23 protein-coding genes and 1 pseudogene are annotated in these 26,153 nt (G+C 59.0%); 18 read left to right on the top strand and 6 right to left on the bottom strand.

Translation table 11 applies throughout. The features are described 5' to 3' along the window. Positions 1-154: 154 nt before the first annotated feature. Complete coding sequence (locus tag Enr8_RS04170; protein WP_146429338.1) at positions 155-847, bottom strand: hypothetical protein; 693 nt, start codon at positions 845-847, stop codon at positions 155-157. A gap of 449 nt (positions 848-1,296) precedes the next feature. On the opposite strand from Enr8_RS04170, the gene Enr8_RS04165 reads away from it, so the two are divergent. Together Enr8_RS04165 and Enr8_RS04160 are read left to right on the top strand one after the other, a co-directional pair. Beyond that, positions 1,297-2,907: a transglutaminase-like domain-containing protein gene (locus Enr8_RS04165; protein ID WP_146429337.1), complete on the top strand. Its 1,611-nt coding sequence runs from the start codon at positions 1,297-1,299 to the stop codon at positions 2,905-2,907. 92 nt (positions 2,908-2,999) lie between these two features. Further along, positions 3,000-3,830 carry an RING finger protein gene (locus tag Enr8_RS04160; protein ID WP_146429336.1) on the top strand — a complete coding sequence of 277 codons (831 nt, stop codon included), beginning with the start codon at positions 3,000-3,002 and terminating at the stop codon, positions 3,828-3,830. On the opposite strand, the gene Enr8_RS04155 is transcribed toward Enr8_RS04160, so the two are convergent. Then, positions 3,820-4,263, bottom strand: a complete 444-nt coding sequence (locus Enr8_RS04155; protein ID WP_186767421.1) for a bis(5'-nucleosyl)-tetraphosphatase — start codon at positions 4,261-4,263, stop codon at positions 3,820-3,822. The two genes, Enr8_RS04160 and Enr8_RS04155, sit on opposite strands and share 11 nt — an antisense overlap. Positions 4,264-4,267: 4 nt before the next feature. After that, positions 4,268-5,332: a TolB family protein gene (locus Enr8_RS04150; protein WP_246119940.1), complete on the bottom strand. Its 1,065-nt coding sequence runs from the start codon at positions 5,330-5,332 to the stop codon at positions 4,268-4,270. 90 nt (positions 5,333-5,422) lie between these two features. Between Enr8_RS04150 and Enr8_RS04145 the strand changes: the two genes are divergently transcribed. The 5 genes from Enr8_RS04145 to Enr8_RS04125 all read left to right on the top strand — a co-directional run bounded on the left by Enr8_RS04145 (position 5,423) and on the right by Enr8_RS04125 (position 10,077). Next, positions 5,423-5,977 carry a cob(I)yrinic acid a,c-diamide adenosyltransferase gene (locus Enr8_RS04145; protein WP_146429335.1) on the top strand — a complete coding sequence of 185 codons (555 nt, stop codon included), beginning with the start codon at positions 5,423-5,425 and terminating at the stop codon, positions 5,975-5,977. A gap of 219 nt (positions 5,978-6,196) precedes the next feature. Next, on the top strand, positions 6,197-7,642 hold the full coding sequence (locus tag Enr8_RS04140; RefSeq protein WP_146429334.1) for an ammonium transporter: 1,446 nt from the start codon (positions 6,197-6,199) through the stop codon (positions 7,640-7,642). A gap of 79 nt (positions 7,643-7,721) precedes the next feature. Next, positions 7,722-8,060: a P-II family nitrogen regulator gene (locus Enr8_RS04135; protein WP_146429333.1), complete on the top strand. Its 339-nt coding sequence runs from the start codon at positions 7,722-7,724 to the stop codon at positions 8,058-8,060. Positions 8,061-8,356: 296 nt separating this feature from the next. Continuing rightward, positions 8,357-9,424 carry a hypothetical protein gene (locus tag Enr8_RS04130; RefSeq protein ID WP_146429332.1) on the top strand — a complete coding sequence of 356 codons (1,068 nt, stop codon included), beginning with the start codon at positions 8,357-8,359 and terminating at the stop codon, positions 9,422-9,424. Continuing rightward, positions 9,421-10,077 (top strand): methyltransferase family protein, encoded by a 657-nt coding sequence (locus Enr8_RS04125; RefSeq protein ID WP_146429331.1) that lies wholly within the window; start codon positions 9,421-9,423, stop codon positions 10,075-10,077. Before Enr8_RS04130 ends, Enr8_RS04125 begins: the two co-directional genes overlap by 4 nt. A gap of 191 nt (positions 10,078-10,268) precedes the next feature. Here the strand turns inward: Enr8_RS04125 and Enr8_RS04120 are convergent, their stop codons facing one another. After that, positions 10,269-11,267 (bottom strand): tetratricopeptide repeat protein, encoded by a 999-nt coding sequence (locus tag Enr8_RS04120; protein ID WP_146429330.1) that lies wholly within the window; start codon positions 11,265-11,267, stop codon positions 10,269-10,271. A 62-nt stretch (positions 11,268-11,329) separates the two neighbouring features. Further along, complete coding sequence (locus Enr8_RS04115; RefSeq protein ID WP_146429329.1) at positions 11,330-12,175, bottom strand: phosphorylase family protein; 846 nt, start codon at positions 12,173-12,175, stop codon at positions 11,330-11,332. A 211-nt stretch (positions 12,176-12,386) separates the two neighbouring features. On the opposite strand from Enr8_RS04115, the gene mnmG reads away from it, so the two are divergent. From mnmG to Enr8_RS04090, 6 genes and pseudogenes are all read left to right on the top strand, one after another. Next, entirely contained in the window at positions 12,387-14,219 is a 1,833-nt protein-coding gene (gene mnmG, locus Enr8_RS04110) for a tRNA uridine-5-carboxymethylaminomethyl(34) synthesis enzyme MnmG (RefSeq protein WP_146429328.1), read from the top strand. Positions 14,220-14,783: 564 nt separating this feature from the next. After that, a pseudogene (locus tag Enr8_RS25990) lies at positions 14,784-14,936 on the top strand (helix-turn-helix domain-containing protein); the annotation flags it as partial. Next, a complete protein-coding gene (locus Enr8_RS04105) occupies positions 14,937-15,365 on the top strand; it encodes a response regulator transcription factor (RefSeq protein ID WP_246119978.1) in 429 nt (142 codons plus the stop codon). A gap of 112 nt (positions 15,366-15,477) precedes the next feature. Beyond that, positions 15,478-16,317 carry a sensor histidine kinase gene (locus Enr8_RS04100; protein ID WP_146429326.1) on the top strand — a complete coding sequence of 280 codons (840 nt, stop codon included), beginning with the start codon at positions 15,478-15,480 and terminating at the stop codon, positions 16,315-16,317. Next, on the top strand, positions 16,317-17,885 hold the full coding sequence (locus Enr8_RS04095) for a Na+/H+ antiporter NhaC family protein (RefSeq protein WP_146429325.1): 1,569 nt from the start codon (positions 16,317-16,319) through the stop codon (positions 17,883-17,885). The genes Enr8_RS04100 and Enr8_RS04095 overlap by 1 nt, the downstream gene beginning before the upstream one ends. Positions 17,886-18,138: 253 nt before the next feature. Continuing rightward, positions 18,139-18,864: a hypothetical protein gene (locus Enr8_RS04090; protein ID WP_146429324.1), complete on the top strand. Its 726-nt coding sequence runs from the start codon at positions 18,139-18,141 to the stop codon at positions 18,862-18,864. Positions 18,865-19,047: 183 nt separating this feature from the next. Here Enr8_RS04090 and Enr8_RS04085 read toward each other — a convergent pair whose 3' ends face one another. Further along, a complete protein-coding gene (locus Enr8_RS04085) occupies positions 19,048-20,223 on the bottom strand; it encodes a sulfotransferase family protein (RefSeq protein WP_146429323.1) in 1,176 nt (391 codons plus the stop codon). 256 nt (positions 20,224-20,479) lie between these two features. Between Enr8_RS04085 and flhA the strand changes: the two genes are divergently transcribed. The 5 genes from flhA (at position 20,480) to Enr8_RS04060 (ending at position 26,054) form a co-directional block, all read left to right on the top strand. Continuing rightward, positions 20,480-22,567, top strand: coding sequence for a flagellar biosynthesis protein FlhA (gene flhA, locus Enr8_RS04080; RefSeq protein ID WP_146429322.1), 2,088 nt, complete (start codon positions 20,480-20,482; stop codon positions 22,565-22,567). Positions 22,568-22,575: 8 nt separating this feature from the next. Beyond that, entirely contained in the window at positions 22,576-23,748 is a 1,173-nt protein-coding gene (flhF, locus tag Enr8_RS04075; protein WP_146429321.1) for a flagellar biosynthesis protein FlhF, read from the top strand. 29 nt (positions 23,749-23,777) lie between these two features. Beyond that, a complete protein-coding gene (locus Enr8_RS04070; protein ID WP_146429320.1) occupies positions 23,778-24,635 on the top strand; it encodes a MinD/ParA family ATP-binding protein in 858 nt (285 codons plus the stop codon). A 184-nt stretch (positions 24,636-24,819) separates the two neighbouring features. Continuing rightward, positions 24,820-25,086, top strand: coding sequence for a hypothetical protein (locus Enr8_RS04065; RefSeq protein WP_146429319.1), 267 nt, complete (start codon positions 24,820-24,822; stop codon positions 25,084-25,086). A gap of 182 nt (positions 25,087-25,268) precedes the next feature. After that, positions 25,269-26,054 carry a FliA/WhiG family RNA polymerase sigma factor gene (locus tag Enr8_RS04060; RefSeq protein ID WP_146429318.1) on the top strand — a complete coding sequence of 262 codons (786 nt, stop codon included), beginning with the start codon at positions 25,269-25,271 and terminating at the stop codon, positions 26,052-26,054. Positions 26,055-26,153 lie beyond the last annotated feature (99 nt).

Here is a 26,153-nt window from a genome sequence, read left to right as displayed (position 1 = left end):
GCGAGAACTTGTGACTCTCTCGTCTTCGCAAGTCGACGCACATTCCCTCGGCTCGCGCCTCGGGTTAGTATGGATGGTGCTAGCACGAAAAAAGCTCTTGGCGGCAAGGCCAAGAGCTTTTCATGGTTCGACTGTGGGTCTGCGGGCTGCGTGGTTAGCAGTAGTGTCCATCCATTCCGAGACGCATCTTCAGTTCCTCAAACTGCTGCTGGAACTTTTCGCTCGAGGAGTGAACGTGTTCCGCTTCGGTGATGAAGCGAATCTCTTCGCAGCTTTCGATCCGGCGATCATCCAGGATCTCGGCAAAGGCCGTCAGTTCGTTGCCGTACACAATCAACAGCTTGTGTTCGTCAAACTGAACTTCCAGCGGAATGTTGGGGTTGAGCACGGCGATGCCGGTGCACCCATCATTCAACAGCAAGTCTTCGTACTCCCACAAGATGCTCTTGAGCACCGGCATATCGATGTGTTCGCGATACAGATCAACGTGCCCGACGCCTTCGCGGGTGTGGCTCGTTTCGAGCACGACGTCGACTTCGTCGCCCAGCGGTTCGAGCAAGTCCATAAAGACGTCGAACAGGACCGACTTGGTCGCGGCCGCCATCAGGACCGGCACGCTGGCGCGGGTCTCTTCGTCATGATAGACGTCGCGTCGATAACCTTGGCTCGGCACCACCTTCAAATCGTACGAAGGTCGCACGGCGTCGGTCAGCTCGAAGCCGTTGTAGCGATTCACGCCCAAGTGCGTTTCGATCTGCTCTTCCGACAGATGTTCGAAGCTATTCCCAGTTGGGATGCTCGCGCCATCGTGAAAGACGTTTTTGAAAAATCGTTTTAAGAAGCCCATGTTGACCTCTACCGCCTCTTCCAATGATCTCGAGAACGGAAACCACGCCGGTTCGAACGTTCTGGATCTGTTAGTTACAAAAATCGTAGAGCGACCTTCGCTCGCTTGCCCGCGAAAACGGTGAACTCGCCTTCTGGTGGGTATTACCCGCACCCGAAAACCCGAGTGATCCCTCTATCCGACAGTTAGTTGGCCGTACTGACCCAATGACGACGAACGCCAGTCGTCGACTTCAATTTGGAATGTTTCCGATGTCGTTTCTGTAGTGATCATAGCACCGTGAATTGAACCAATTTGTTCCTTCTCTCGAACAATTTGAAAAAGATCGGCGGCAATTGGCTGACTCCAGGGATGCGGCGAAGTTTTCCTGCAACAGGCGTGATGAAGAGTCGCAACGCGTTGTCTGATATACTTCCAGATGTCCCGTTTGTATCGAAGGAGCCGCCCCGTTGAATACGATCCTCCGTCATGTTCCGCTGGTATCGATTGTTCTGACCGCGACGTTTCTGGCGCTCGGTTGCACGCCGGAAGTCGCCCAGCACGAGCCATCGCCGATCCCCCAGCTGAAAACGAAGCCCTCCGCTCCGCCGCAAACCGCGAAAAAATCGGTTACCAATCTGCAGTCGCCTGAAACGCTGCGTGAACTTTGGGCGGCCGTCGTCCAGCAAGGCAACAAGATCGGATCTTCGCACGAAGTGGTCCGCAGCGGGCAGCAAGCGGGGCGCGAGTTGATCGAGTCGGTTTCGACCGAGAACATCGCCATCCGCCGGCAACAAATCACGATCGAGATGCAAGTCGTCAATCGTTTTCTCGAAACGCCGGACGGACAGCTCGTCTCCTACGAAACGCAGATCATCCAAGGGGACAATCGCTCTTCGGTCGCCGGTGAGGTTTCGGACGATGGCAAAAAACTGATCGTCACCACAACCGGCGCTGGCAAAAGCTTCTCCCAGCCGATCGAGTGGAAACCGGAGTGGGGCGGCGTTTACGCGACGGCGCAGCTGCTCGAGAATCCGCCGATCAAACCGGGCGAAACTCGCGAAACGACCGCGCTGGTACCGACCATCAACCAGGCCTGCCAAGTGAAGTACGTGGCCAGCGAAAAGGAGCCGGTCAAACTGCTGGACGGTAGCGAGGTGGAGCTACTGAAAGTTACCAACCAGATTCGCCTGAAGGGGCAGACGGTTATGGAGGCGCCGATGTGGGTCGACGGCAATGGCGTCGCCGTCAAGACGGAGCCCCCTGGTCCTGGCATGACGATCTACCGCTGCACGCAACAGTTCGCCGAGTCGCCGATCGAAGCGGTCGAGTTCGACTTGGCCGCCGAGACGATCGTTGCGACCGATCAGCCGCTGCCCGAGGTACATACCAGCCGCAAGTCGGCTGTGTACCTGGTAACGCTCAAAAAGAACGTCTCCCCGGCGCTCTTTCCGACCAGCGGCGGACAATGGACCAGCGACGTAACGGAGAACTCGCTTCATCTGCACGAGATCGCCCTGCGTCCCGACACGCCGCTTCCTGCGGCTTTGGCCCAGCAAACGCCGCCGACCGACGCCGACATCGCGGCCAGCAGCCTGGTGCAAGTCGACGATCCGCTGGTGCAAGAGCTTGCCGCCCAGGCGAAAACGCCGGACGAACAGACCTGGAAACTGGCAGTCGAGCTGGAACAACTGGTCCGCCAATCGATTGAGCAAAAAGACTTTTCCCAGGCATTCGCGTCGGCAGCCGACGTCGCCAAGTCGCGGGCCGGCGACTGCACCGAACACTCGGTTCTCTTGATCGCCCTGCTGCGGGCTCATAAAATTCCAGCCCGTGCGGCGGTCGGCCTGGTCTACTACGACGGCAAGTCGGGACGGGGCTTCGCTTATCACATGTGGACCGAGGCCTGGATCAACGACCGCTGGATTCCGCTTGACGCCACACTGGGCCAAGGGGGTATCGGCGTCGGGCACATTAAGATCGCCGAATCCGACCTGTCTGGGGGAGGCGCTCTCGCCGCTTTTTTGCCTGTGACGCAAGTCATTGGCAACATTGAGATTAAGCCGATTGAGTCGGAATAGGGGGCGATTTTCGCCAAGAGCCCTACCCCGGCAACGAATCACTTCGAGCGGCAAACCATGAAGTTTCCCGACGTATTGAAGGAGCAAGTTCGATGACGACCTTCCTTCTGATTTTGGCGATCATCTGCGTGGCCTTCTGCGTGGCCTGGGCCGCAGGCGCGCGTCTGCGCCCCGATCCGTTGCAGGCAATGCGGACCCTGGCGCAGCTGTATGACGGCAAGTTCACGCAGACGAAGACGCCTGAGCAAACCGCCGTTTCGTTTGACCTGCACGGGCAGCCTGCGATGCTACGGATCAAGCCGCCGGTCGGCTATGCCGGCAAGTTCTTGACCGAGTTCCGTACGACCTGGCCTGAACCGCGGTTTCGCTTGCAGATTCACCCCCGCAATAAACTGCGGCCCGATTATTTTTACGACGAGTCGCCCACGATCGAATCAGGCAATCCTGCCTTCGACGAGCGCTATCGTCTGTATGCCGAACATTCCGAGACTGCCCGTAATCTGATTGCCGCCGGCGTCTTCTCGGCGCTCGACGACTTGAATGACATGGCTGTTTCTGGCGCCGCCTATGTCGAGATCCACGACGGGTTTCTGTTTGTCACGGTAGAAAAAACGTTCGGCTATGCCCAACAGTTAGAAATGCTGGTCGCCCATTGCTGCGAGATCCGCGTCCCCGGGACCTCGATTTCGGGCACGACTCCGCCGCCAGCGCTCGACAATGGCAATAACGCATCTCAACCAATCATCGCCGACGCCGTCGCCCGGTCGATCTGTAACGCCTGCGGTGATGTCGTGAAAGAAGATGGCGTTGCCTGTGATGATTGCGGCGCGATCTATCATCGCAGCTGTTGGAACGCCAAGGTCGGCTGCGTCCTCTACTCGTGCGAAGGAAAGACGGCCAGCGAAACGGCTCTTACGAGCTAACGTGCGCGGCGACTGCGGCGAGCAGCGGATCGATCGTCTGCTCTTGAATCGCGTGGGGCGGATTCCAGGAGAACCACTCCGCCCCTAAATGCTCGGTCAAGTTCAGTTCGACATCGTCGGTCAGCGTCGCCAGAAAATAGACGGCCGTCTTCAGCGCGGTGACCCCGCCCATACGCTTCTTGTAGTGGACGACATACTGCAGCGAGTAGCGGAAGTTGGGATCGACCTCGATCTGGCTCGCCATGATGCCGGTTTCTTCTTCCAGCTCTCGCAATGCGCAGGTCATTTCGTCTTCGCCCGGGTCGACATGCCCCTTGGGCAAGTCCCAGCGGTCCTTATGCCGCATCAGCAGGAACGTCTCGATCGGATTCCCTTTGACGATCAAAAAGCCGCAGGCCTTGGTTTCCGGCATGTCGGCGGGCGCGTCCTGCATTACTTTACTCGTCTTCCGGGAATTGAAAATCGGCGATGTACAGCTGGCTGCTGTGATCATCGGTTCGGGTGCTGGTCCACATCAGCTTTTTGCCGTCGGGCGAAAAAACCGGCAGCACGTCGGCGGCTGGCGAATCGGTGATCCGCCAGATTTTTCCCGGTTTGATCGCGTCGTCGGTCTCTTCGTATTTCATCAACCACAGGTCGTAGTTAGGACGCCCCGGTTGCGAGTGATCGGCGCCTGCCCAGATGATGTACGGCTTGGTCGGATGCCAATAAGGCGCCCAGTTCACGCCGTCGTTGGCGGTCAGCGCGGTTTCGTGCTTGCCATCGACGCCAATCACATAGATCTGCAGATAACCTTCTTTGTCGCGATCGCTGCGGAAGACGACCCATTTGCCGTTGGGCGAAATGAAGGGGCCGCCGTCATATCCTTTGGCGTCGGTCAGTTGCTTCAGGTTCGAGCCGTCGGCGTCCATGATGTACAAATCGGGATCGCCGTCCCGATCGCTGCAGAAGGCGATCTTGGCCCCCTCTTTGTTGTAAGCGCCTTCGGCGTCGTAGCCTTTTTCGGTCGTCAGCTGGGTCAGTTCGCCCGACTTGAGGTCTTTGACGAAGATGTCAGTGAAAGGATCAAAATCCCACGAATACCGCCGCCGCTTACCCGATTTACGGTCGGCTTCCTGCTGAGCGATTTCGGCCTGCTCGGTCTCGGTCATATTCGGATCGAGATGACTACTGGCGAACAAGATCTGCTTGCCGTCAGGCGTAAAGTAGGCGCACGTGGTGCGGCCCCGTCCGGTACTAATCAGGGTTGGCTCGCCGCCCGACAGAGGTTGCGTGTAAATCTGATAGAATGGGTACTGCAGCGGAACGGCCTGGTAGACGATCGTCTCTCCATCGGGCGAGAAGTATCCTTCCCCCGCTTTGACCATGCCGCTGGTCACCTGGCGGACGCCGGAGAGATACTTTCCTTCGATCGAGGTGGGCGTGTCGCTGGCCGCCGGCTCGTCGGCGCAGCAGAAGGACGTCACCAGAATCAAAACCAAACTTCCGCAGATCCAACGCATGGTGCAGCCTCGCAGGGTCAAGTCACGTGTCGTGGGTCAAGAATCCGTTCTCCACCATTATAGTAGCCAAGGCCGCAGGAATTCGATGCCATGAAGATTTATACGAAAAGCGGCGATGACGGCGAAACAGGACTTTACCGCGGCGCGCGGGTTCGCAAAGACGATCGCCGAATCATCGCGATCGGCGACATTGATGAGCTGAATGCAATGCTCGGCGTTGTGCATTCTCTGGCTGCGGCGCCTGAAATCGCCGAGCCAATCCAGCGGATTCAGCACGAACTGTTCGGACTGGGCGCGCAAGTCGCCTCTCCCAATCCCGCCGCGGCGGGCACCACCATCCTGAGCAATGACTCGGTCGCCTGGGTGGAACAGACAATCGACCAGGGCGAGTCGCAACTGACGCCGCTAACCGCCTTTATTCTCCCCGGCGGGTCGACTCTGGGCGCCAATCTGCATCAAGCCCGAGCCGTTTGTCGCCGGGCCGAGCGAAACCTCGTGGCGTTATATGACGGGCAGCTTGACGAGCCGGCCCATGTGGCGCTCCGCTATCTCAACCGTCTTGGGGACCTGCTGTTTGTGCTGGCTCGCTGGTCGAATCTATTGTCTGGCCACAGCGAGACCGAGTGGCGAACCGCCCCGGAGTGAGGATAAAATTTCTCGCTTGTACGAATTCCGCCCTTTACACGGCGGCAAGGGAGAAATAGCTTGGGTAGCTTCCTGTTGGAACCGACGCATAGGCACGGCCGCCACGCAGCCGGCGACGATTCCAACAACCGAGGAAATCAGTGCGGGAGACGATCCTGGCGGACGTTAGGCGGCGCACTGGCCTTCCATTGGCCCAGGCACATCCAACGAGGTACTTCGATGCGCACGTTTGTTCGCAGAGCGCTCAGCCTATGCGCGCTACTCCTATTAGTCTCCACCGTGACTCTGACGCTGGCTCAAGACGGGCCCCAGGTACCGGATGATCTGCCGGTCGGCTCGCCCGACGTGGCGGAGATGATCGAACAAGACGCATCGGCTGGTGAAGGCCTCGATACCGGCGACAACGCCTGGATGCTGATGAGCAGCGCCCTGGTGTTGCTGATGACCGCTCCGGGACTGGCGATGTTCTACAGCGGCTTGGTTCGCCGCAAGAACGTGCTGAGCGTCATGATGCAGTGCTTGTTTCTGATGGGGCTGATGACGGTCGTTTGGGCGCTGTGGGGTTATTCTCTCTCGTTCGGCGGCTCGGATCCCTATCTGGGAAACATGGACTATTTGTTTATGAACAATGTGCAGTCGCACTACGACGCCAACGCCGGCGAAATCATCACGCCGCTGGAAGGGACGATCCCTCGCTACACGCACATGCTGTTTCAGGGGATGTTCTTCATCATCACGCCGGCGCTGATCTGCGGCGCCTTTGCCGAACGGATGAAGTTCTCGAGCATGGCCCTCTTCTCAGTGCTGTGGGGGACGTTCGTCTATTGCCCGCTCTGCCACTGGGTTTGGGACGGCGGAATCTTGTTCTACGGCGGCGACGCTTCGATCGCCGGCGGGGCTCTCGACTTCGCCGGCGGGACGGTCGTCCACATCAGCTCTGGCATCTCGGCCTTGATGTGCGCGTTACTGATTGGCAATCGCCTGGGCTTTGGCAACGACGATATGCGTCCCCACAACTTGACCTACACGACGCTTGGCGCGGGACTGCTATGGTTTGGCTGGTTCGGGTTTAACGCCGGCAGCGCCCTCTCGGCCAATGGCCTGGCCGCCAACGCTTTTGCGGTGACGCACTTCTCGGCTGCGGCCGGGGCGGTCGCGTGGGCTGCAATGGAATGGATCGGCCATGGCAAACCGAGCGTGCTGGGCTGCGCTTCGGGCGCGGTGGCCGGATTGGTCTGCATTACGCCGGCGGCCGGCTTTGTGCTGCCAATGCCCGCCCTCTTGATGGGAGCGATCGCCGGCGCCGTTTGCTATTGGGCGGTGATCCGCCTGAAGCACCAATTGCGGTATGACGACTCGCTTGACGCGTTCGGCGTGCATGGAATTGGCGGAACCTTGGGCGCAATTTTGACCGGGGTCTTCGCCACGCGGCACGTTTTTGGCGAAGCGGAAGGAGAGCCGATCGGCTTGTACGAAGGGGGCGGAATTTCGCTTCTGATTGGGCAAATCGTCGCCGTAGGGATCACGATCCTCTATTCGGTCGTCATCACCTTAATTTTGCTGAAGGCGATCGATTTCCTGATTGGCCTGCGGGTTCCCCAAGAAAGCGAAATTCGGGGCCTCGACTTGGCCGAACATGGCGAAGAGGGATATATCTTCAATTAGCTCCTCTTTTTAGACTAGTGAGTGACGCGCCCGGCGGACGTTTGTGCCGGGCGCCCGGTTGCAGGGAGATGGTTTCGATATGAAAAAAGTGGAAGCGATTATTCGGCACCACAAGCTGGAAGACGTCAAAGGCGCCTTGAACGAGATGGGCGTGCACGGCATGACGGTCAGCGAAGTGCAAGGCTATGGCCGCCAAAAGGGTCACACCGAGAACTACCGTGGCGCCGAGTACTCGGTTGATTTCGTCCCCAAACACAAGATCGAGATCATTTGCAGCGACGGCAACCTGCAGCTGGTGATCGACACGATCTTGAAGTCGGCCCAGACCGGCCAGATCGGCGACGGCAAGCTCTTCATCTACGACGTCAAACAAGCGATCCGCATTCGCACCGGCGAAATGGGAGAAGACGCGGTTTGAAGGGGCGACCAGACCCACTGCTGACGCACACGCGAATTCAAAACGCCCGGCATCGATCGGGCGTTTTTTATTTCTTGCGTTGATCCGAAGCGCGTTTTCTCCCCATTACCCAATCGGACTCACTTATGGGACGAACGCCGTAATCGCTACGTTCGTCACAATCCGATCTCCCCCTGCGCGGAGCCCGTAAATGGTCAGTGAAATTAAGGGCTCGCCGCTTGTTTTTCTTTCCCCCCCAGGCAACGGCAACCTAAGTTTTTCTCAAACCAGCTCCCCCCAAAATAGAACAAATCATTATGAGTACCGCCGCCGTATCCGACAGCGCCGTAGCCGACGTACGCTACGGTTGGCTGCGCAACGCCCAGTTTGATATGACGCTGATCTTTGGCGTCGCTATTCTTGCGCTGGCGTCGGGCGCGATTGTTACCGTTCGGCCCGAATGGTTTCCGATCGTGCTGGTTCTCGACTTGTGGTTCCTTGGCTATCACCACGTCGTCGCCACTTTCACGCGACTCGCTTTCGACTCAGACAGCGCCCAAGAGCATCGCAAACTGCTGACCGTGTTGCCCTGGATCGTCTTGGCTGTGACCGCCGTGATTGGCCTGACCTTCGGCTTGTGGGCGTTGGCGACGATTTATCTCTATTGGCAATGGTTTCATTACACGCGGCAAAGCTACGGCATTACGCGGTTCTACGAACGCAAATGCGGCATACAGCCGGGCCTCGATCAAAAGCTGACCACCTGGTCGCTCTACCTGGTTCCGCTGTGGGGCATCTTGTATCGCTCTTATCAAGCGTCGCCGACCTTCCTTGGCTCGGAAGTGCTGTACCTGCCGACGCCCTATTGGGTCGTCGTCGCCGCAGGGGTGCTCGCCGGCAGCGTGACCGCAGTCTGGTTGGTTCGTCAAGCGCTGATGTGGCGGGAAGGGAAGACTTCGCTGGCGCTGGTCGGCTACATGTTTACCCATCTGACGATCTTTACGGTCGGCTACGTGCTGGTCGAGAACATCGATCATGGCTGGCTGGTGCTGAACGTCTGGCACAACGCCCAGTACATCCTGATCGTCTGGATGTTTAACGCCAATCGGTTCAAGTCAGGTACAGATCCCAAACACATGCTGCTGTCGGCGATCAGCCAGACGCACCCGTTTAACATCGTCTGTTACTTCCTCGTCTGTCTGGGCGTGACCAGCGTCGCTTACGGCGCCATTTACACGGTGACCAACATGAGCGTCATCGCGGCGATTCCGCTGATCGCGATCGTCGTTTACCAGACGATTAACTTCCACCATTACGTCGTCGACGGGCTGATCTGGAAAGCCCGTAAAAAGAAAATTCAAGAAACGATGGAGATCGCCCAGTGAGCGCCAACGCCAATCCTTCGTTCTCACCGACCGAGATCGATCTGCCCAACTTCAAGCGTCAGGTATGGGAAACGTGCACCAACATTGCGATGGCGGCGTTTTTCTTCCGCTTCGCCTGGGTCCAGGGAGAAGCGTTCTTCACCTGGTACCGCTTAAGCACGTTCCTGATTTTGGTGAAGGTGTCGACCGACGTCTTCTTCTACCTGATCCGGAAACCGCCCAAGAACGTCTCGATGTCGCTGTACGACTGGGCCGTCGGTTTGATGGGCACCTACGCGGTGATCCTGTTCATGCCGGCCGGACAGACGCACGACTCCCTCTTTGGCCAGATCGTGCAGTGCACCGGCATCGGGCTGCAGATTTTTGCGATGGCTTCGCTGAACCGCAGCATCGGCATCGTGGCGGCCAATCGCGGCATCAAAACCGACGGCATGTATCGCTATGTCCGTCACCCGCTCTACCTCAGCTACGTCGTCGCCTACGGCGGCTACATGATCAACCAAACCAGCTACTGGAACGTTTCGGTCTACTGTGCCTGCGTCCTGTTGTGGTTGATGCGGATCATGGCTGAAGAACGCCTGCTGATGCAGGACGAACAGTACCAAGAGTTCGCTCAGCGCGTTCGCTGGAAGTTGATTCCGGGGCTGGTTTAGAAGTCGCCCTCGATCCCCGCAGGGCCGATAACGTCGGCAAGAGGCATCATTTCGCGCCTCTTACTAGTGCGGCGTAGTTTTCGCCGCGTCACGACGGACAGCCCCCTTTCGACGCCAACCGGGCTTGGATGCCTCCTGCGGCTGCGCCGCCGCGATAGCGAAAGCAATCGCGGCTAACCAGGATGCGTAGTCTACTCTCCATCCAAACAAAACTCGCGCAGCTGCTGGGCCGCTTCCCAGCGGCGGTCGTCTTCGTCGGCCAGCGTGAAGTACATCTCCAGCGTTTCGCGAGCGGCGTCCATTTGCTGGCACAGACAAAGCGCCCGGGCCTTGCCATAGATGGCCGGGACGAACCGAGAGTTGCGAGCCAGCGCCGTTTCAAACGACGCGACCGCTTCGGGAAACTGACCGAGCCGAACCAGGCATTCGCCCCGATTGGCCCACGCTTCCGGGAAGTTGGCCCCAAGTCGCACCGCGCGATCGATGTCTTCAATCGCTTCATCGTAGCGCTGCAATTGCGACAAGATCGTCGCTCGTTCGATCAACAGCGGCGGAAAGGGAGGATCGCTTTGACACTGATCGAGCAACCGCAAGCCATTCTCGGGATCGCCTAGTTCCGAGACGCAGATCCCCCGCCCCGCCAACGCGGCGCGGCTGTTGGGATTCAGCTCCAGCGCCTTCTCGTAACACTCGATCGCTTCGTCGTACTCGCGCAACGCACGCAGGCTGTTGCCGCGGTTCGCCCAAGCGTCGAAGTCGTCGGGCGCCAAACGCAGCGCCGTGTCGTAACAGGCGATCGCCTCTTCGGGCTGGCCGAGGTTGTCGAGCACGACCCCTTGGTTGATCCAAGCGTCCGAGTTCTCCGGCTCCATTTCGGTGACCGACTGGAAGCACTCCAGGGCCCGCTCGCCTTCGCCCAGATCGCGCAGACAGTTACCGAGATTGAATAGAATCAACGCCGCATAGGCCGGAGCGTACTGCAGCGATTGGAGATAACATTCGGCCGCGTCCCGCGTGCGGCCTAAATCGCCCATCACGCAACCTTTGACGAACCAGGCCTGACCATGTTTGGGCTCTAGCCCAATCGCATGCTCGAATTGTTCGAGCGCTTCATTACGTTTTCCTTGCTCCAATAGAGCAAGTCCAGTGTTGACCGCTTGCTGAGCATCCATCGAATTGTTTCCGCGCATGATAGGTAACCTCTCGAATGTAGCAATCTATCGATACGAGAGCAAATATTACTTACACCACCCTACCCCAGCTGCGGAACAACCCCCTGAAGGAACCGTGCCAGGCGATCGCTCGCTTTCATTGCGGTCTCGCGCAGTCGCCACATGTCCTGCACGCTGGAAGGACGATTGATGAACGCAGCCGCTGCGGCGCCGATCATCTTGGCGGTGCTGGTCTGTTCGACCAATCGCTCCAGGTTTTTCGGCAACTCGTCGTCGACGGCGTCGGTAATAACGCGAACCGAAAGGAACCGAGTCTTCCCCGCGGCGCACGCATCGGCCGTCGCGTAGGTCTCCATATCGACTGCGATCGCTCCGTTGGCTTCGCCCAGTTGCCGCTTTTGCTGTGGCGTGCGGACGATCTTATCGACCGTCAACAGGCGGCCCACGTGCAGCCCTGGCTGAGCGTGGGCTTGCTCCGGCGACATCGAAAGGGGAATCGCCAACTCTTCCCGCTCGGCCCGAACGACCGAGCTGGCCATGACCACATGCCCCTTTTTGACGGGCTCGGCCAAACCGCCGACGAATCCAGACGAGACGATCCACTGTGGCTGGCGAAGCTCAATGTATTGCTCGGTCGTTTTCCGGGCCTTTTTGCTGCCAACGCCCGTTTCGACCAGCGAGATCAGCCGCCCATCGAGCAGGCCCAGGTGTTCGACAAATCCGTCGTGTTTGATCGTTTGCGGCGACTCCAGCATGTCGTACAGCCCGCCTGATTCGATCCCCAAGGCGAAGAAACAGGCGACCTCGATCGTCTCCGGCGCCTCGACCGGCTCCCCTTCTCCGGCAACGCGGCCCGCCAGTTGCTGTTGAACGAGATCACGTCCCTGGTTTTGAATCCAATTGCCGACCAACCAACGCAACAGCATGTAAATCTCATTCGTTAGGCGAAAAAGGGTCAGGTCGCTTTTTCGCAGGCGAGTAATCGCCGATTGCTAAACAACTTCGCGAAAAAGAGACCAGACCCCGCTTTTCGCAGTCTTGACCGGGGCGCTGCGACAAGCCGAACCTGTCACGACCGCCCCGCTCTAGCTAAAATAACCGGTTTCGCGACCGCGACCTATCGTAAACTGAGTGACGATGTCCGAAATCATCTATCACTATGACGTACTGATCATCGGCGCCGGACATGCCGGAACCGAAGCGGCGCTTGCCGCTGCGCGACTTGGCGCCAAGACGGCCCTGCTGACGACCAACCTCGATACCGTCGCCCAGATGAGCTGCAATCCGGCGATCGGCGGCGTCGCCAAGGGACAAATCGTGCGCGAAGTCGACGCACTTGGCGGAGTCATGGGCCAGGCGATCGACGAAACCGGCATCCAGTTTCGGCTCCTCAATCGCCGCAAAGGTCCGGCGATGCACGGCCCCCGCGCTCAAGCCGACAAAAAGGCGTACCAAAATCTGGTCAAAATGCTGGTCGAGGATCAGCCCAATCTCTCGCTGCGGCAAGAGATCGTCTCGGATCTGCTGACCGAAGAAGTCGACGAACGCCAGCGCGTGACCGGCGTGTCGGTGCATGGTGGGGTTATCTACAAGGCGGCCCGCGTCGTGCTGACGACCGGCACGTTTTTATCAGCGATCATGCATACCGGCGAAGCGAAGACGCCCGGCGGCCGCGGCGGCGAAGGAACTTCGAGCGGTATCAGCCAAGCGCTGCGGCGACTCAACTTTCGGGTCGAACGATTCAAGACCGGCACGCCAGCTCGCCTGAACTCCAATACGATCGATTATGCGTCGACCACGCTGCAGCCTGGCGACGACGATCCGCAGCCCTTCTCGTATGTGACCGAGAGTCTGCAACTGGAGCAGATGCCGTGTCACATCACGTACACCAATGAAGCGGTCCACGATCTGATCCGGGCCAATCTGTCGCGGGCGCCGATGTACTCGGGCCAGATCCAGGGAAGCGGGCCGCGCTATTGCCCGTCGATCGAAGACAAGGTGGTCCGCTTCGCCGACAAGACGCAGCATCAGCTGTTCTTGGAGCCGGAAGGTCGCCGTACCCGCGAAGTCTACGTCAACGGCATCTCCACCAGTCTGCCGCGCGATGTGCAGGACGGAATGCTGAAATTGATCCCCGGACTCGAGAAGGCGGAGATCATGCGGTACGGCTACGCGGTTGAGTACGACTATTGCTCGCCAGACCAACTGCGGCCGACGCTGGAAACGAAGGATGTTGACGGACTCTACTTCGCCGGGCAGATCAACGGCACGACCGGTTATGAAGAAGCGGCTGCGCAAGGTTTGATTGCCGGCGCCAACGCTGGATTAGCCGCCGCTGGCAAACCGCCGCTGATCCTGTCGCGCGATCAGGCCTACATTGGCGTCTTGATTGACGACTTGGTGACCTGCGGCGTCGACGAACCATATCGGATGTTCACCAGCCGGGCCGAGTTCCGCTTGATGCTGCGGCAAGACAACGCCGATCGCCGCCTGACGCCGCATGCGCAGGAGTGCGGCCTGATCAGCGAGCAGCGGTGGCAACGTCTGCAGCAAAAAGAGGCCGATATCGCGGCGGCGCTTCAGCGGCTGCAAAAGGGACGCCTGGATGGGACCCCGCTCGATAAGTATCTGAAACGGCCTGAAGCGACCTGGGAAATGATGGTGGCCGCCGAGCCGCAACTGGCGCCGTTCAGCCGAGAAGTTGCCGAGCAGGTCTCGTACGACATCAAATACGCCGGCTACGTCGTTCGCCAACAGACCGAAGTCGCCCGACAACGGCGATTAGCCGACAAGCGGATCCCCGATTCGTTCGACTATGCGGGCCTCTCGCAGATGCGAGCCGAAGCCCGCGAGAAGCTGGCCAAACACCGCCCGGGGACGTTGGCCCAGGCCGAGCGAATCAGCGGCATCACCCCGGCCGATATCGCATTGCTGTTGGTTTATCTGGAAGGCCGGATTCCGGCGGCGTGAAATCGGCCGGCGGGGAGTTTTTTCCGACTTTCTGCACTATTACGGGGCCTAATCCGCAGTCGGCAAATAGGTCGCTTGCCGCACCTTTTTCGCTCGCCCCATCGGGTCTCTCTCGCCCGGTTCGCCTGATCGACGAAACCTACGCGGACAACAGGGTTTATGATCCCAGAATCACGCTAGAGGTGAATGCGTGCTAGCGCCATCACCGCTGGTCGCCAAACTGCCAGCGTCATCAAGATTCTTCGCGACGTATTACAAATTCGTTTCGCAAGTCCTTAAAACACAATACCTTGCGTCCTGAAGATCAATCTTGACGCGACCTTTCTGAGCGATATAATTCCCTCAGTTGGCAAATTCGGCAATCTCGGTATATCCGGATGGTCAGCGTAAATAAACGAGAACTGAAGGGTGTGGCGAATACACACCTTTCAGAGAACAAAGCGATCAGCGAGCTTTCGAGCTCGATTACCACGGACGAAGGAGCTGTATCACAAGCTCATTCACACTGGGCGGGAGATCTCTTTCAACCCGTACTGGGTGTGGCTAGGGAGAGGGTGTTACCTGATGAAGACTGTTTTCACGACTGGCGAAGCAGCCAAAATTTGCAAAGTCAGCCAGCAAACCATCATTCGATGCTTTGATTCGGGCCAATTGAAAGGATTCCGCGTTCCCGGCAGTCGTTTTCGCCGTATCCCGCGTGATCAACTTTTCAATTTTATGAGAGAAAACGGCATTCCGACCGACGCGTTGGAAAGCGGTAAGCGGAAGGTGTTGATCGTCGACGATGACCAGGATTTGGTCGAATTGATGGTCGATGCGTTTGAACGAGACGGGCGTTTCGAGATCAAGACCGCCAACAACGGTTTTGACGCCGGCATGCTCGTCAAAGAGTTCCACCCGGACATCGTCGTCCTCGACATTATGCTTCCCGATATCAATGGCAAGGAAGTTTGCCAGCGCGTTCGGGGAGACCGCACCATGGAGGACGTCAAAATTCTCTGCATCAGCGGTATGGTCGAGCAGGATAAGGTCTCGGACCTAAAAGACGCCGGCGCCAACGATTTCATCCAGAAGCCGTTCTCGGTCGAAGCGCTGCTCGACCGGGCCTGCAGCATGCTGGACCTGGAATCGGTAACGTCGATGTAACGCTGCTATGACGCGGCCAACGCGTCATTGCCGATGACGAACGACCAAGCGCGTATGCCGAGACCTGCTCAGCATACGCGTTTTCTTTAGCTTGCCCCATTTTGGCCGCACGATGCTGCAATCCGCTTCTGAGGATGATCCGCTGGTCGGGCGTTTGCTCGACGCTTTGCTGGCGGAATTGTCGCCAGAGTTGCGCGAGCAAGTAGCTGCCCAGTTGCAAACCAGCGCTACGCTGTCCCAGGCCTGGTCGACGCTCTTTCGCGACGCCAAGCTGGCCGCGCTGAAACAGTTGGCCTACGGAGCCAGCCACGAGATCAACAATCCGCTGGCCAACATCGCCAGTCGGGCCCAGTCGCTGCTGCGGGAAGAAAGCGATCCCGAGCGTCGCCGGCAATTGGCGACCATCTACGCGCAAGCGATGCGCGGGCATGCGATGATCGCCGACTTGATGTCGTTCGCCCGACCTGCCGAGCCGCAGTTCGCTCCGTTTGACGTCGTGATTGCCATCAGCGAGGTGATCGATTCCCTCAAATTAACTGCCGCCGCGCAGTCGACCTCGATTTGCTTTCACGCGCCTCCCACCGTCACGCTGATCGCCGATCGGGTGCAGATCTCTGCGGCCGTCGCCGCCGCCATCGAAAACAGCCTGGAGGCCATCACCAGCGATGGCGAAATCGTCGTCACCATCGCGTCCCAAGAAGACGGCTGCTTGATTACAATCGCTGATAGCGGACCCGGCGCCCCCACCGAGGTTCGCAATCAAGCGTTCGATCCCTTCTATTCTGGTCGCGAAGCAGGTCGCGGTCTGGGCTTCGGCCTGACCAAATGCTGGACGATCGCCCAATCCCATCATGGCACGGTATCTTTTCAAAATGTCGACAAGCAAGGAGCGCAGCTTTGCCTGCAGATCCCCTGGAATTTGTCGACCGTCGGCCATGAGAAAGCGGATTGATGGAACACCACGGCTGGATTAGCTTAATACCCCCTTTGACGGCGATCGTTCTGGCTCTGACGACCCGTCGCATTCTGATCTCCCTGTTTGTCGGCGTCGTCCTGGGCGCGCTGCTCGTTCGCGACGGTAACCCGATCGCGGCCGGTTATACGCTGGTCGTCGAGTACCTCGGCGCCAACCTCATGAACACCGACAAGCTGAAGGCCTTCTCCTTCACGCTGTCGATGGGCGCCATGGTGGGATTGATCACCATCACTGGCGGGATGCGCGGCCTGGTCGAACGGGTACTCCCCTGGGCGCAAACGCGCCGTGGCGGCCAGATCTTGATCTCGGTCTTGGGCTTGGCGATCTTCTTCGACGACTACGCCAACATGCTGCTGTTGGGCGGCACGACCCGTTCGCTGGCGGATCGCCTGAAGATCTCCCGCGAGAAGCTGGCGTTCTTGATCGACTCGACTGCAGCGCCAGTCGCTGGGCTCGCGCTCGTTTCGACCTGGGTCGCCGTCGAAATCGACTACATCGGCGAAGGACTGACCAACCTGCCGAGCGATCTCGGCATCGAGCCGATTCAACTCTTCCTGACGAGCATCCCCTACCGCTTTTATCCGCTGTGGGCCTTGCTATTCGTCTTTCTGGTCGCGGGACTCGATCGCGACTATGGGCCGATGCTGACCGCCGAACGGAAACGGCTGGAGGAAGAGCCGAGCGACGATCAATTGTTTGACGCGCCGCAGGAGACGTCCGGCGTCACCAGCCACTGGCTCAATGCGGCGCTGCCGATCTTGACCACCGTCGGCATGGTCACCTGGTGGCTTTATTACTCCGGCTCAATCGCGGTCCAGCAAGCTGGCATCGAGCCGACCTGGGCCAACATCTTCGGCAAGGCCAGCTCGTACGACGCATTGATCTACGGCGCGATCGCGGGCAACGCCGTCGCCCTGCTGATGATTTTGCCGCAGCGGATTGTCCCACCGCCGAAGGTCTTTTGGGGCATGCTGAAGGGAGCGATCGCGATGACGCCGGCGCTGGCCATTCTTTGGCTTTCTGGCGCCCTGGCGGCAACGACCAGCGACAAAGAATGGGGCCTGGGAACCGGTCTCTACCTGGCCGATCTGACCAGCGGCGCGATACCGCTCTGGCTGCTGCCGACGGTGACGTTTCTCGTTTCGGCGGCGATGGCCTTCTCGACCGGCACCAGTTGGGGCACCATGGGGATCGTGATGCCGCTGGCGATTCCGCTGACTTACAACTTGATGGTCGGCGCTGAACTCTCGCCGACGGATTCGCCGCTGCTCGCCGCGGTGGTCGGCACAGTGCTGGCTGGCGCGATCTTCGGCGATCACTGCTCGCCGCTATCAGACACGACGATCCTTTCTTCCCAATCGTGCGGGTGCAATCACATCGCGCACGTTAACACGCAAATGCCGTACGCGGTGACGGTGGGCGTGTTGACGATCGTGCTTGGCACGATTCCGGTGGCGATCGGCTTTCCGATCTGGCCCTGCCATTTGCTGGGTGCGATAGCATTGGTAGCGATCTTGCTTTGTCTCGGAAAGAGACAGGCTTGAAAGAATTACGCGCCTCACGATCGTTACAAGTGACCAGGTTTGCGCGCGTAAAACTTTTTTTCCCGCTCGCTGTCGCCAAGCGATAGCATGGCCAACCTCCTATCGCCGTTGCGTTTATCGGCGATTGTCCTTTCGCGCTATTCTTGTCGCGTTGTTCATAGCGAATCAAATCGCTTGACCGTCGGCATGCGCGTTGCACTATGTTTCCGTCGACGTGTAAACACGAAAAGGCCCTTCGCCACGGAGATAGAAAATGCGATCCACTACTTTGCTTGCACTTACCGCTGCTATCACGATCCCCGCGATCGCGAGCGCCCAGGCGCCACGGCCGGATCGCTTTCACCAAGTCGCTCCGCAGAACGTGCAACTGGTCGCACGCAATGTCGTGACCGCCAAGCCGGTTGGCACTTCGATCGGCTCGACCGCTTCGCCGTGGTACGAACAAGGCCCGCTGCAAACCTCATCGACTCCGCCTGGCGAAGTCCAGCGGACGATGTTTTATGCCAGCGAAGTTCAATCTTCGCCCAGCGACGCCAACGCGGCCGATTACGCTCCGTCGCTGGCGCCCAACAATCAATCTCCACCCAACTATCTGCCGCCGAAGGTTGTCGCCCCAGCCCCGTCGACCACTTATTCGGCGCCGGCGCCAGCAACGACGACGTACGCGGCCCCGGCACCGGCAGTTCGCGGGGTGAGCCCAGCGGTCTGCTACTCGACTCCCAATCCCGCTCCGGCGGTCGCCCCGGCCAGCTTTAGCGTTCCGGCGCCGACCACCACGGTCGTTACTCAATCACCGGTCATCACCGGTCCGACGGTCGTTTCTCCGCCGCCGGTTCGGTTCAATACGACCTATCGCCCGATCTTGCCGGTCGCTGGCATCCCCGCCGATTTCAGCGTCGGCCAAGGGATCTATGGTCAGCCGCGGGTTTACGTCGACAACCAGCCGGTCCGCAACTTCTTCCGCTACATTCTGCCGTAACACGCAGATTCCCCCCTCAATCCCAGGAGGGCGAAGCCGATGGATTTCTCCGGTCCATCGGCTTCGACTATTTCTTGCGGGCCAGAAAACCGGTTAGCCGCGATAGCTCTCGCGATCGGGGCTAAGATCCGCCATGAATAAAATCTCGACGATCGCGATGTTGCTGTCCAAGAAAGGTCAGCGCTACTCCGCCTTCGGCGATTCTTCCAGCAGCGTCCCATCGGCCGCATAGCCGTAGCGATCGAAGTACGGCTTCCAGCGGCGGTAGATTTCGGCGGCGAGTTCGTCTTCCATCTCGTGCTTGTTGCGGACGAACGAGCGACTTTCGGCCGTCGCCGCTTCCAGTTGGGGGCGAACTTTCTCGAAGTCACCCAAGCTGAGCGCCCCGTACATCTTTTCGATCTCGCCCACCGGATCGGCGACGATGTCCTCGTACCGCGTTTCGTAGAGATGCGCCGCGTCGAACTTGTCGACATCGCGGAAATAGGCGCCATACATCTTGTCGAAACACTCAAAGATGTACTGGCGATACTTGGGATTCTTCGGATGCTGCAATGACTGCACCTCGTCCATCGTCTGCCAGAGCCGCTCAGTCGAGGCGAAGATCTCCAGCGGATTCCGGGCAATGTGAATGAACCGGGCGTCCGGATACATCTCTGACAAAAAGCCGATCCGCCCCGTGTGGGTCGGCGACTTCAGGATTACCGGCTTGTCGCGTTGTAAGGTGACCATGCGAATGAACAGGTCAAGCGTCTCGCGCCACTGCTGTTGCTCTTCAGGGCTGATCCCCTCCATGTCCAGATATTCGGTCCCGTCGAAGTCGTGGTCAGGAAACGCCATCCGGTAGTAAGGCGAAGGAACGCCCATTGCGACCAACGCAAACTCATCCTCCTGCGGCTTGCTCCAGCCGACCTTCATGTTATCCATCGGCCGCTTGTCCGGCATGATGAAATTCATCCAGCGGCTAACGAAGTCCCCCATCAGCAGAAACTCGCACGGACCAAAGCATTGCATCGTCGTCGGCGAGGTGAACGCCTCGTCGACCGACATTAGCTCATGCAGATAAGTCGTGCCGCTTCGCCAGTGCCCGACAATAAAGACCATCGGCGACTTCGGATCGGCCTCGGCGATCTTCTTGCCATGCAATGCTAGCTGAACGCGATAGGCCGCGCTGTTGAAAGCGGTGAAGCCGGTGATGATCCCCGCCATCGTCACTCGCAGCGGGTGGCAATGAAAACGATGGCGTGCTAGCAGCCGGATCCAGGGCCGGAATCGCATCCCATGCCAGATGCGCGGACTGTACCAAGGATAGGCGTTCGCCTTTTGTTTACGAGAGGGTTTCGCAGCGGGGTCGGTCAACGGAGCTTCCTAAAGGACAAGCGGCAACAGGGCGTAAGCACTCTATGGTAGCTAAAAAACTTGACTTCGCGGCGTCACATTTCTCGGTCGGTAGCGTCATTTTCCCGAACAAGTCGCCATTGACACGATAAACATAACGCCATCAACGACTTTGCTCGCTTGATCGGCCTGGACTCGGTTTCTCGTTTTCAGTAGTTTTCGCCCCGCTTCACGCGGCGTTGAAACTCCGCGGCGCTCGTTTCGTCACCTCAGTCGATTGATTTCCGTGCATCCTGCCGTTGAAAGACTTCGAGATCTGATCCTGCCGGTCGGCATCATCGCCAGCGTTCTGGTGATCCTGGTGCCGCTACCGAACTGGCTCATGAACTTGCTTCTGACGGCGAACATCACCGCCGGGGTCATCATTCTGCTGACGACGATCTATGTGCAGACGCCGCTTGAATTCAACGTCTTCCCCTCCCTCTTGTTGGCCACCACGCTGGCCCGTCTGGTGCTGAACGTCGCGACCACGCGATTGATTCTGACCAAGGCGGCCGAAGACGGGATGGATGCCGCAGGCGGGGTAATCGAAACCTTCGGCGAGTTCGTCGCCGGAGATAAAATAGCCGTCGGTATTATTATCTTCGTGATCATCATCGTGATTCAGTTCATGGTGATCACCAAGGGCGCCACGCGCATCAGTGAAGTCGCCGCGCGGTTTGCGTTGGATGGTATGCCGGGTCGCCAGATGGCGATCGACGCCGACTTAAACGCCGGCATCATCGACGAGCACGAAGCGCAAGCCCGCCGGGCCGAGATCACGCAGCAAGCCGACTTCTTTGGGGCCATGGACGGCGCCAGTAAGTTTGTGCGCGGCGACGCGATCGCCGGCATTATCATTACGTTGATCAACATCGTCGGCGGTCTGATCATTGGTCTGCAAGCCGACATGTCGCTGGCCAGAGCGGCCGAGGTCTATACGAAGCTGACGATCGGCGACGGTCTTGTCAGCCAGGTGCCCGCCTTCTTGATTTCGCTCGCCGCCGGTCTGCTGGTGACGCGGAGCAGCCAGAAGACGAACCTACCGCTTGAGTTCGTCCAACAACTCTTGTCTCGTCCGGCCGCCTTGATGGTTTCCGGCGCCTTCCTCGGCTTGCTGGTCTTCACCGGCTTGCCGATGTTGCCTTTGCTGACGCTGGGCGGCGGCTGCATTGGTTTCGCCCTCTTCCTGCAGAAGCAGGATAAAAAGGACGAAGTCGACAAGGTAGAAGCCGAAGCGAAGAAGCAGGAACAAGAGCAATCGGCCAAGAAAGAAGATCGCATCGAGGACTATCTCTCGATTGATCCGATGGAGATGGAACTGGGCGTTGGTCTGGTTCGCCTGGCGGCGCCCGATCGCGGCGGCGACTTGCTGCATCGCGTGACCGGCGTTCGGCAGAACGTGGCGACTGAGGTCGGCATCATCCTGCCGAAGGTCCGCATCCGCGACAACATGCGACTCTCCGAAAACCAGTACCGCATCAAAATCACCAACAACACAGTCGCCGAGAATACGATCTATCCCGATCGCCTGCTGGCGATCAGCGGTCCCAACTCGCAAGGCAATCTGCCGGGCGAAGCGACCCGCGATCCGGCCTACAACCAGCCGGCCGTCTGGATCGAACCTGGCCTGCGACCGCAAGCCGAAATGCTGGGTTACACGATCGTCGAACCGTCGTCGGTGCTAGCGACCCACTTGCAGCGGATCGCCAAAAAGCACGCCGACGAACTGCTGACCCGCGACGCCACCAAACATTTGCTCGACGAACTGAAGGCCGAAGCGCCGGCCGTCGTCGACGAGTTGATCCCCGGCCTGATGAAGCTGGGCGACGTTCAAGCGGTTCTGCAAAGCCTGTTGCGAGAAGAAGTGCCGATTCGCCAGTTGGCGGTCATCCTGGAAACGCTCGGCGATCAGGCGACGCGGACGAAGGATCCGATCTGGCTGACCGAGTTCGTCCGTCACCGCCTGGCCCGCACGATCTGCACCAAGTATCGCGACCGCGAAAACAAGATGTACGTCATTCCGCTCGATCCCGCGATGCAGGACCGCATCGCCGCCGGCATCGACACCGAGCGCGGACCTTATGCCCGGATGTCGCCGCAAGCGATCGAAATGACCTGTCGCGCCGTCGCCGCGGGCATCGAAAAGCTGTTGACCGTCGGCAAGCCGCCAATCGTATTGGTCAACCCGCAGATCCGCCCGGCTCTGAAACAACTCACCTTGAATCACATCCCCGATTTGATCGTGCTAAGCCACAACGAAATCACCCGTGACACGCTGATCGAGTCGGTCGGCATCATCAGCGACATCGTACCGGGTAAATAAACGACGCCATGGACATCAAGACATTTCGCGCCAAATCGATGCCCGAAGCGCTCGAGCTCATTCGCAAAGAGCTGGGGCCGGACGCCGCCGTATTGCACACGCGAACGACGCCGAGTCGCGGCCTGGCGGGATTGCTCGGTCGTCGCGAGTTTGAACTGGCGGCATCGACCAGCGTGCCGGTAAAGAGCCGATTTTCGGTCGATTCGCCCGCCGTTCCGACGACGCCCACGCCGTCCGAAGAGTTCATCGCCAAGCGGTTTGAAGTCGAGCTTCCGGCAACGACTCCGGACATCCACCCTCCAGCCGACGCCGAAGATCACTCGCAACGTCTGGTCGACGGCCTGGTCGACGATCAGGGAGAGTCGATCCTCGAAGCGCTATCCAGCTACGCCGGACAATCGCTACGGAACTACTCGCCAATCGTCGCTCAACTGTATGACGAGCTGTTGGCGGCCGAGGTCTCGCCGCAAATCGCCGCCCAGTTGGCGGGTCATCTGGAGGAGATCGCCGCCGTCTCGCACGAACGTGATCTGCGCCAACGGATGCACCAGTTATTGGCCGCCACGTTTCGCGTTGGCGCCGACCTGGAGAGCCCGAATCACGGACCGCTGCGAATCGCGCTGGTCGGTCCGACCGGCGTCGGCAAAACGACCACCATCGCCAAGCTGGCGGCCCGCACTCGCTTCACGCAAAAATTACGCGTTGGCCTGATCACGATCGATACGTATCGTATCGCCGCGGTTGACCAACTGCGGGCCTACGCCGAGATCATGGACTTGCCGATGCGGGTCGTCTCGTCGCCAGCCGAGATGCGCGACGCGGTCGACCACCTGGCCGATTGCGATCGGATTTTCATCGACACCGCAGGACGTAGTCCCCGCGACGCCGTTCAACTGCAACAGCTGCAGTCGGTGCTGAAAGCGGCGGAAACCGACGTTCGTTACCTGCTGCTGGCGGCCACGACCGGCAATCGTTCGCTGCAGGACGCCGAGCGCCGCTTCGCGTCGATCAATCCTACCGCGATCATTACTACCAAACTAGATGAAGTCGAGTCGCTCGGAGCGATGTTCAACTTGATGAATCGTACGACGCTGCCGATCAGCTACGTCACCAATGGGCAAGACGTACCGCATTCGATCGCCGTCGCGTCGGCGGATGAACTCGCCAAACAATTGATTTAACCGCCGGGCTGCTGCGAACCACGACATATATGGACCGTCACTTTCCTGATCAGGCGTCGCTGCTAAGAATGCTTGCACGTCAAAACGCCAACTCCGTCGGCTCGCCCAGCGTGCCGCTCGCCGTCCTGTATGGCGCCGAGCGTAACGTCGGCGTGACGACGCTCGCGCTAAACCTAGGCGCCGCGATTGCGGAGTCGGGGCGGCGCGTGGTGGTGGTTGATCTCGATTTCGAAAGCGACGGTCTGGCTCAGCTGTGCGGCCAAGAGGCGGTCGCGTCGATTGGCGATCTGGCCAGTTCGCGGGTCGACTTGCACGAGTCGTTCCTGCCGGGCATCCATGGCGCGTTGCTCTTGCCGACGCTGGCCGAACCCGGCTCGATCCATGCGACCAGCGAAGCGGCGCTAGAGCGTCTGACCGATCAACTGCAGCGGCTGGGCCGTCATGCCGACGTCGTGTTGATCGACGCCGGCAGTCGTCCGACTCCACTGGCCGAGCTGCTCTGGCGCCGGGCGGATCACTTTGTGTTGACCGCTTCTTCGGCCCGCAGTTCGCTGACGGCCGGCTATGCGGCGATCCGCCACCTGCTAGAGAGCGCTTCGCGCGGCAGCTTTGGGCTGCTGCTGAACCGCGTTTCGGCGGCGCAGCCGGACGAACCGATCATTGAAGGCTTCAATCGAGTCTGCCAGCTGTATGCCGGCACGACCGCGATTGGCGTCGGAGCTATCCGCTACGCTCTGGAAGTGAGCGCAGCGCAAGCGTCAAGCGACGCGTTTTGCGTTCGCTATCCCCAGTCGGCGGTCGCCGTCGACTTGGCGCATGCGGCCAAACGATTTACTTCGTTGCTGCAAAGCGCCGTAACCGCACAATCAACCCGCCGCGCGGCATAAGAAAGGCTAGCTCTGACATGACAGCAAGCCTGGCTGCGACGCGAGTTTTTTTGACGACTTCGCGACAATCGGAAAATTCGGCTGAACATCAAAGTCGAGCGTTCCGATACCTAGATGTAACGCCGCGTACGCATGTGGCGGAACTGAATCGCGAATCACGTCAACCGAATAAACCGAACGCAACATGGCGCGCAACTACGCGGGCGTCCTGGGCCTTATCGCTTTCGTCACTGTCCTGGTGCGGGGTTACCTGGATATGGGCGGGATCGAATCGACCCTTCAAGTCGCTTGCATTGCGATGGCATTATTTGCGGCCACAGGCTGGTTCATCGGCGGCGCTGCGGAGCGCATCGTTGACGAATCGGTTCGCGAACGAGTCAATCAAGAGCTCGACAAATTGCAGCGAGAGCTGCAAGGCGAAAGCGAGAGTTCTGGAAATGCGTCGGCGTAAATTCGCTTCCACGTCCAATGCGGAGGGACGCGGCGAAGGAGCGCCAACCGACGGTTTTGAGCAATCATACCGGCGAAGGTTTTCCGGCTTTACGGCCGCAAAACGCGGGTCCTGAAGGATTCAGGCGAAACGAGAAGGATCTCACGAAACGTAGCCATTGACGGCGTTTCACGGAGGATTGCATGGCGACAACCACAGCAGTCGACGACATTGCGGAAGTCTGGAAAGCGTACAAAGCCGACCAGACGCGTAAAGAACTACGCAACCGCCTTGTTGAGCGATACCTGCCGCTGGTCAAATACAACGGCGAAAGAATCTGGGCTCGCTTGCCGGAAGGGGTCGAACTAGACGACCTGATCTCGGCGGGAGTCTTTGGTCTGATGGACGCGATCGACGCGTTCGACATGACGCGCGGCGTCAAGTTCGAAACCTACTGCGTTCCGCGTATTCGCGGCGCCATGTTGGACGAACTGCGTACCATGGACTGGGTGCCTCGTCTGGTTCGCTCCAAAGCGAGCAAACTGAACGAAGCGACCAAGCAGCTCGAAGCCAAGTTCGGACGGGCTCCGACCGAACAAGAGCTGTCGACGCACATGGGCATGACCGTCAAAGAGTTGGAGAAAATGATCTCCGACGCCAACGCGGTTGGGCTCATCAGCCTCAACAAAAAATGGTACGAGACTGACAGCTACAAAGACGTTCGCGAGATTGACATTCTCGAAGACGTCAAAGGGGAAGACCCCACGCGGCGGATCCAAAAGAACGATCTGATGCGTCTGGTCACCAAAGGCCTGAACCGCAACGAACGCCTGATCATCATTCTTTATTACTATGAAGAATTGACGATGAAGGAAATCGGCGCCACGCTCGACCTGAGCGAAAGCCGCGTGAGCCAGATGCACAGCAGCATTGTGCAGCGTCTGCAATCGCAGCTGGGTCGTCGTCGTCCAGAATTCGGCGTCGTCTAGACTCTCCCCGTCAGCTTATTGAAATCCAAAACGCTTCCCCACGTGGAAGCGTTTTTCTCTGCGCTATTCCACATTCTCGTTTGACCCTACAATAGGCCA

Source organism: Blastopirellula retiformator (assembly GCF_007859755.1).
GTDB classification, from domain to species: Bacteria; Planctomycetota; Planctomycetia; order Pirellulales; family Pirellulaceae; genus Blastopirellula; species Blastopirellula retiformator.
This window is presented reverse-complemented; position numbering and strand designations above follow the sequence as displayed.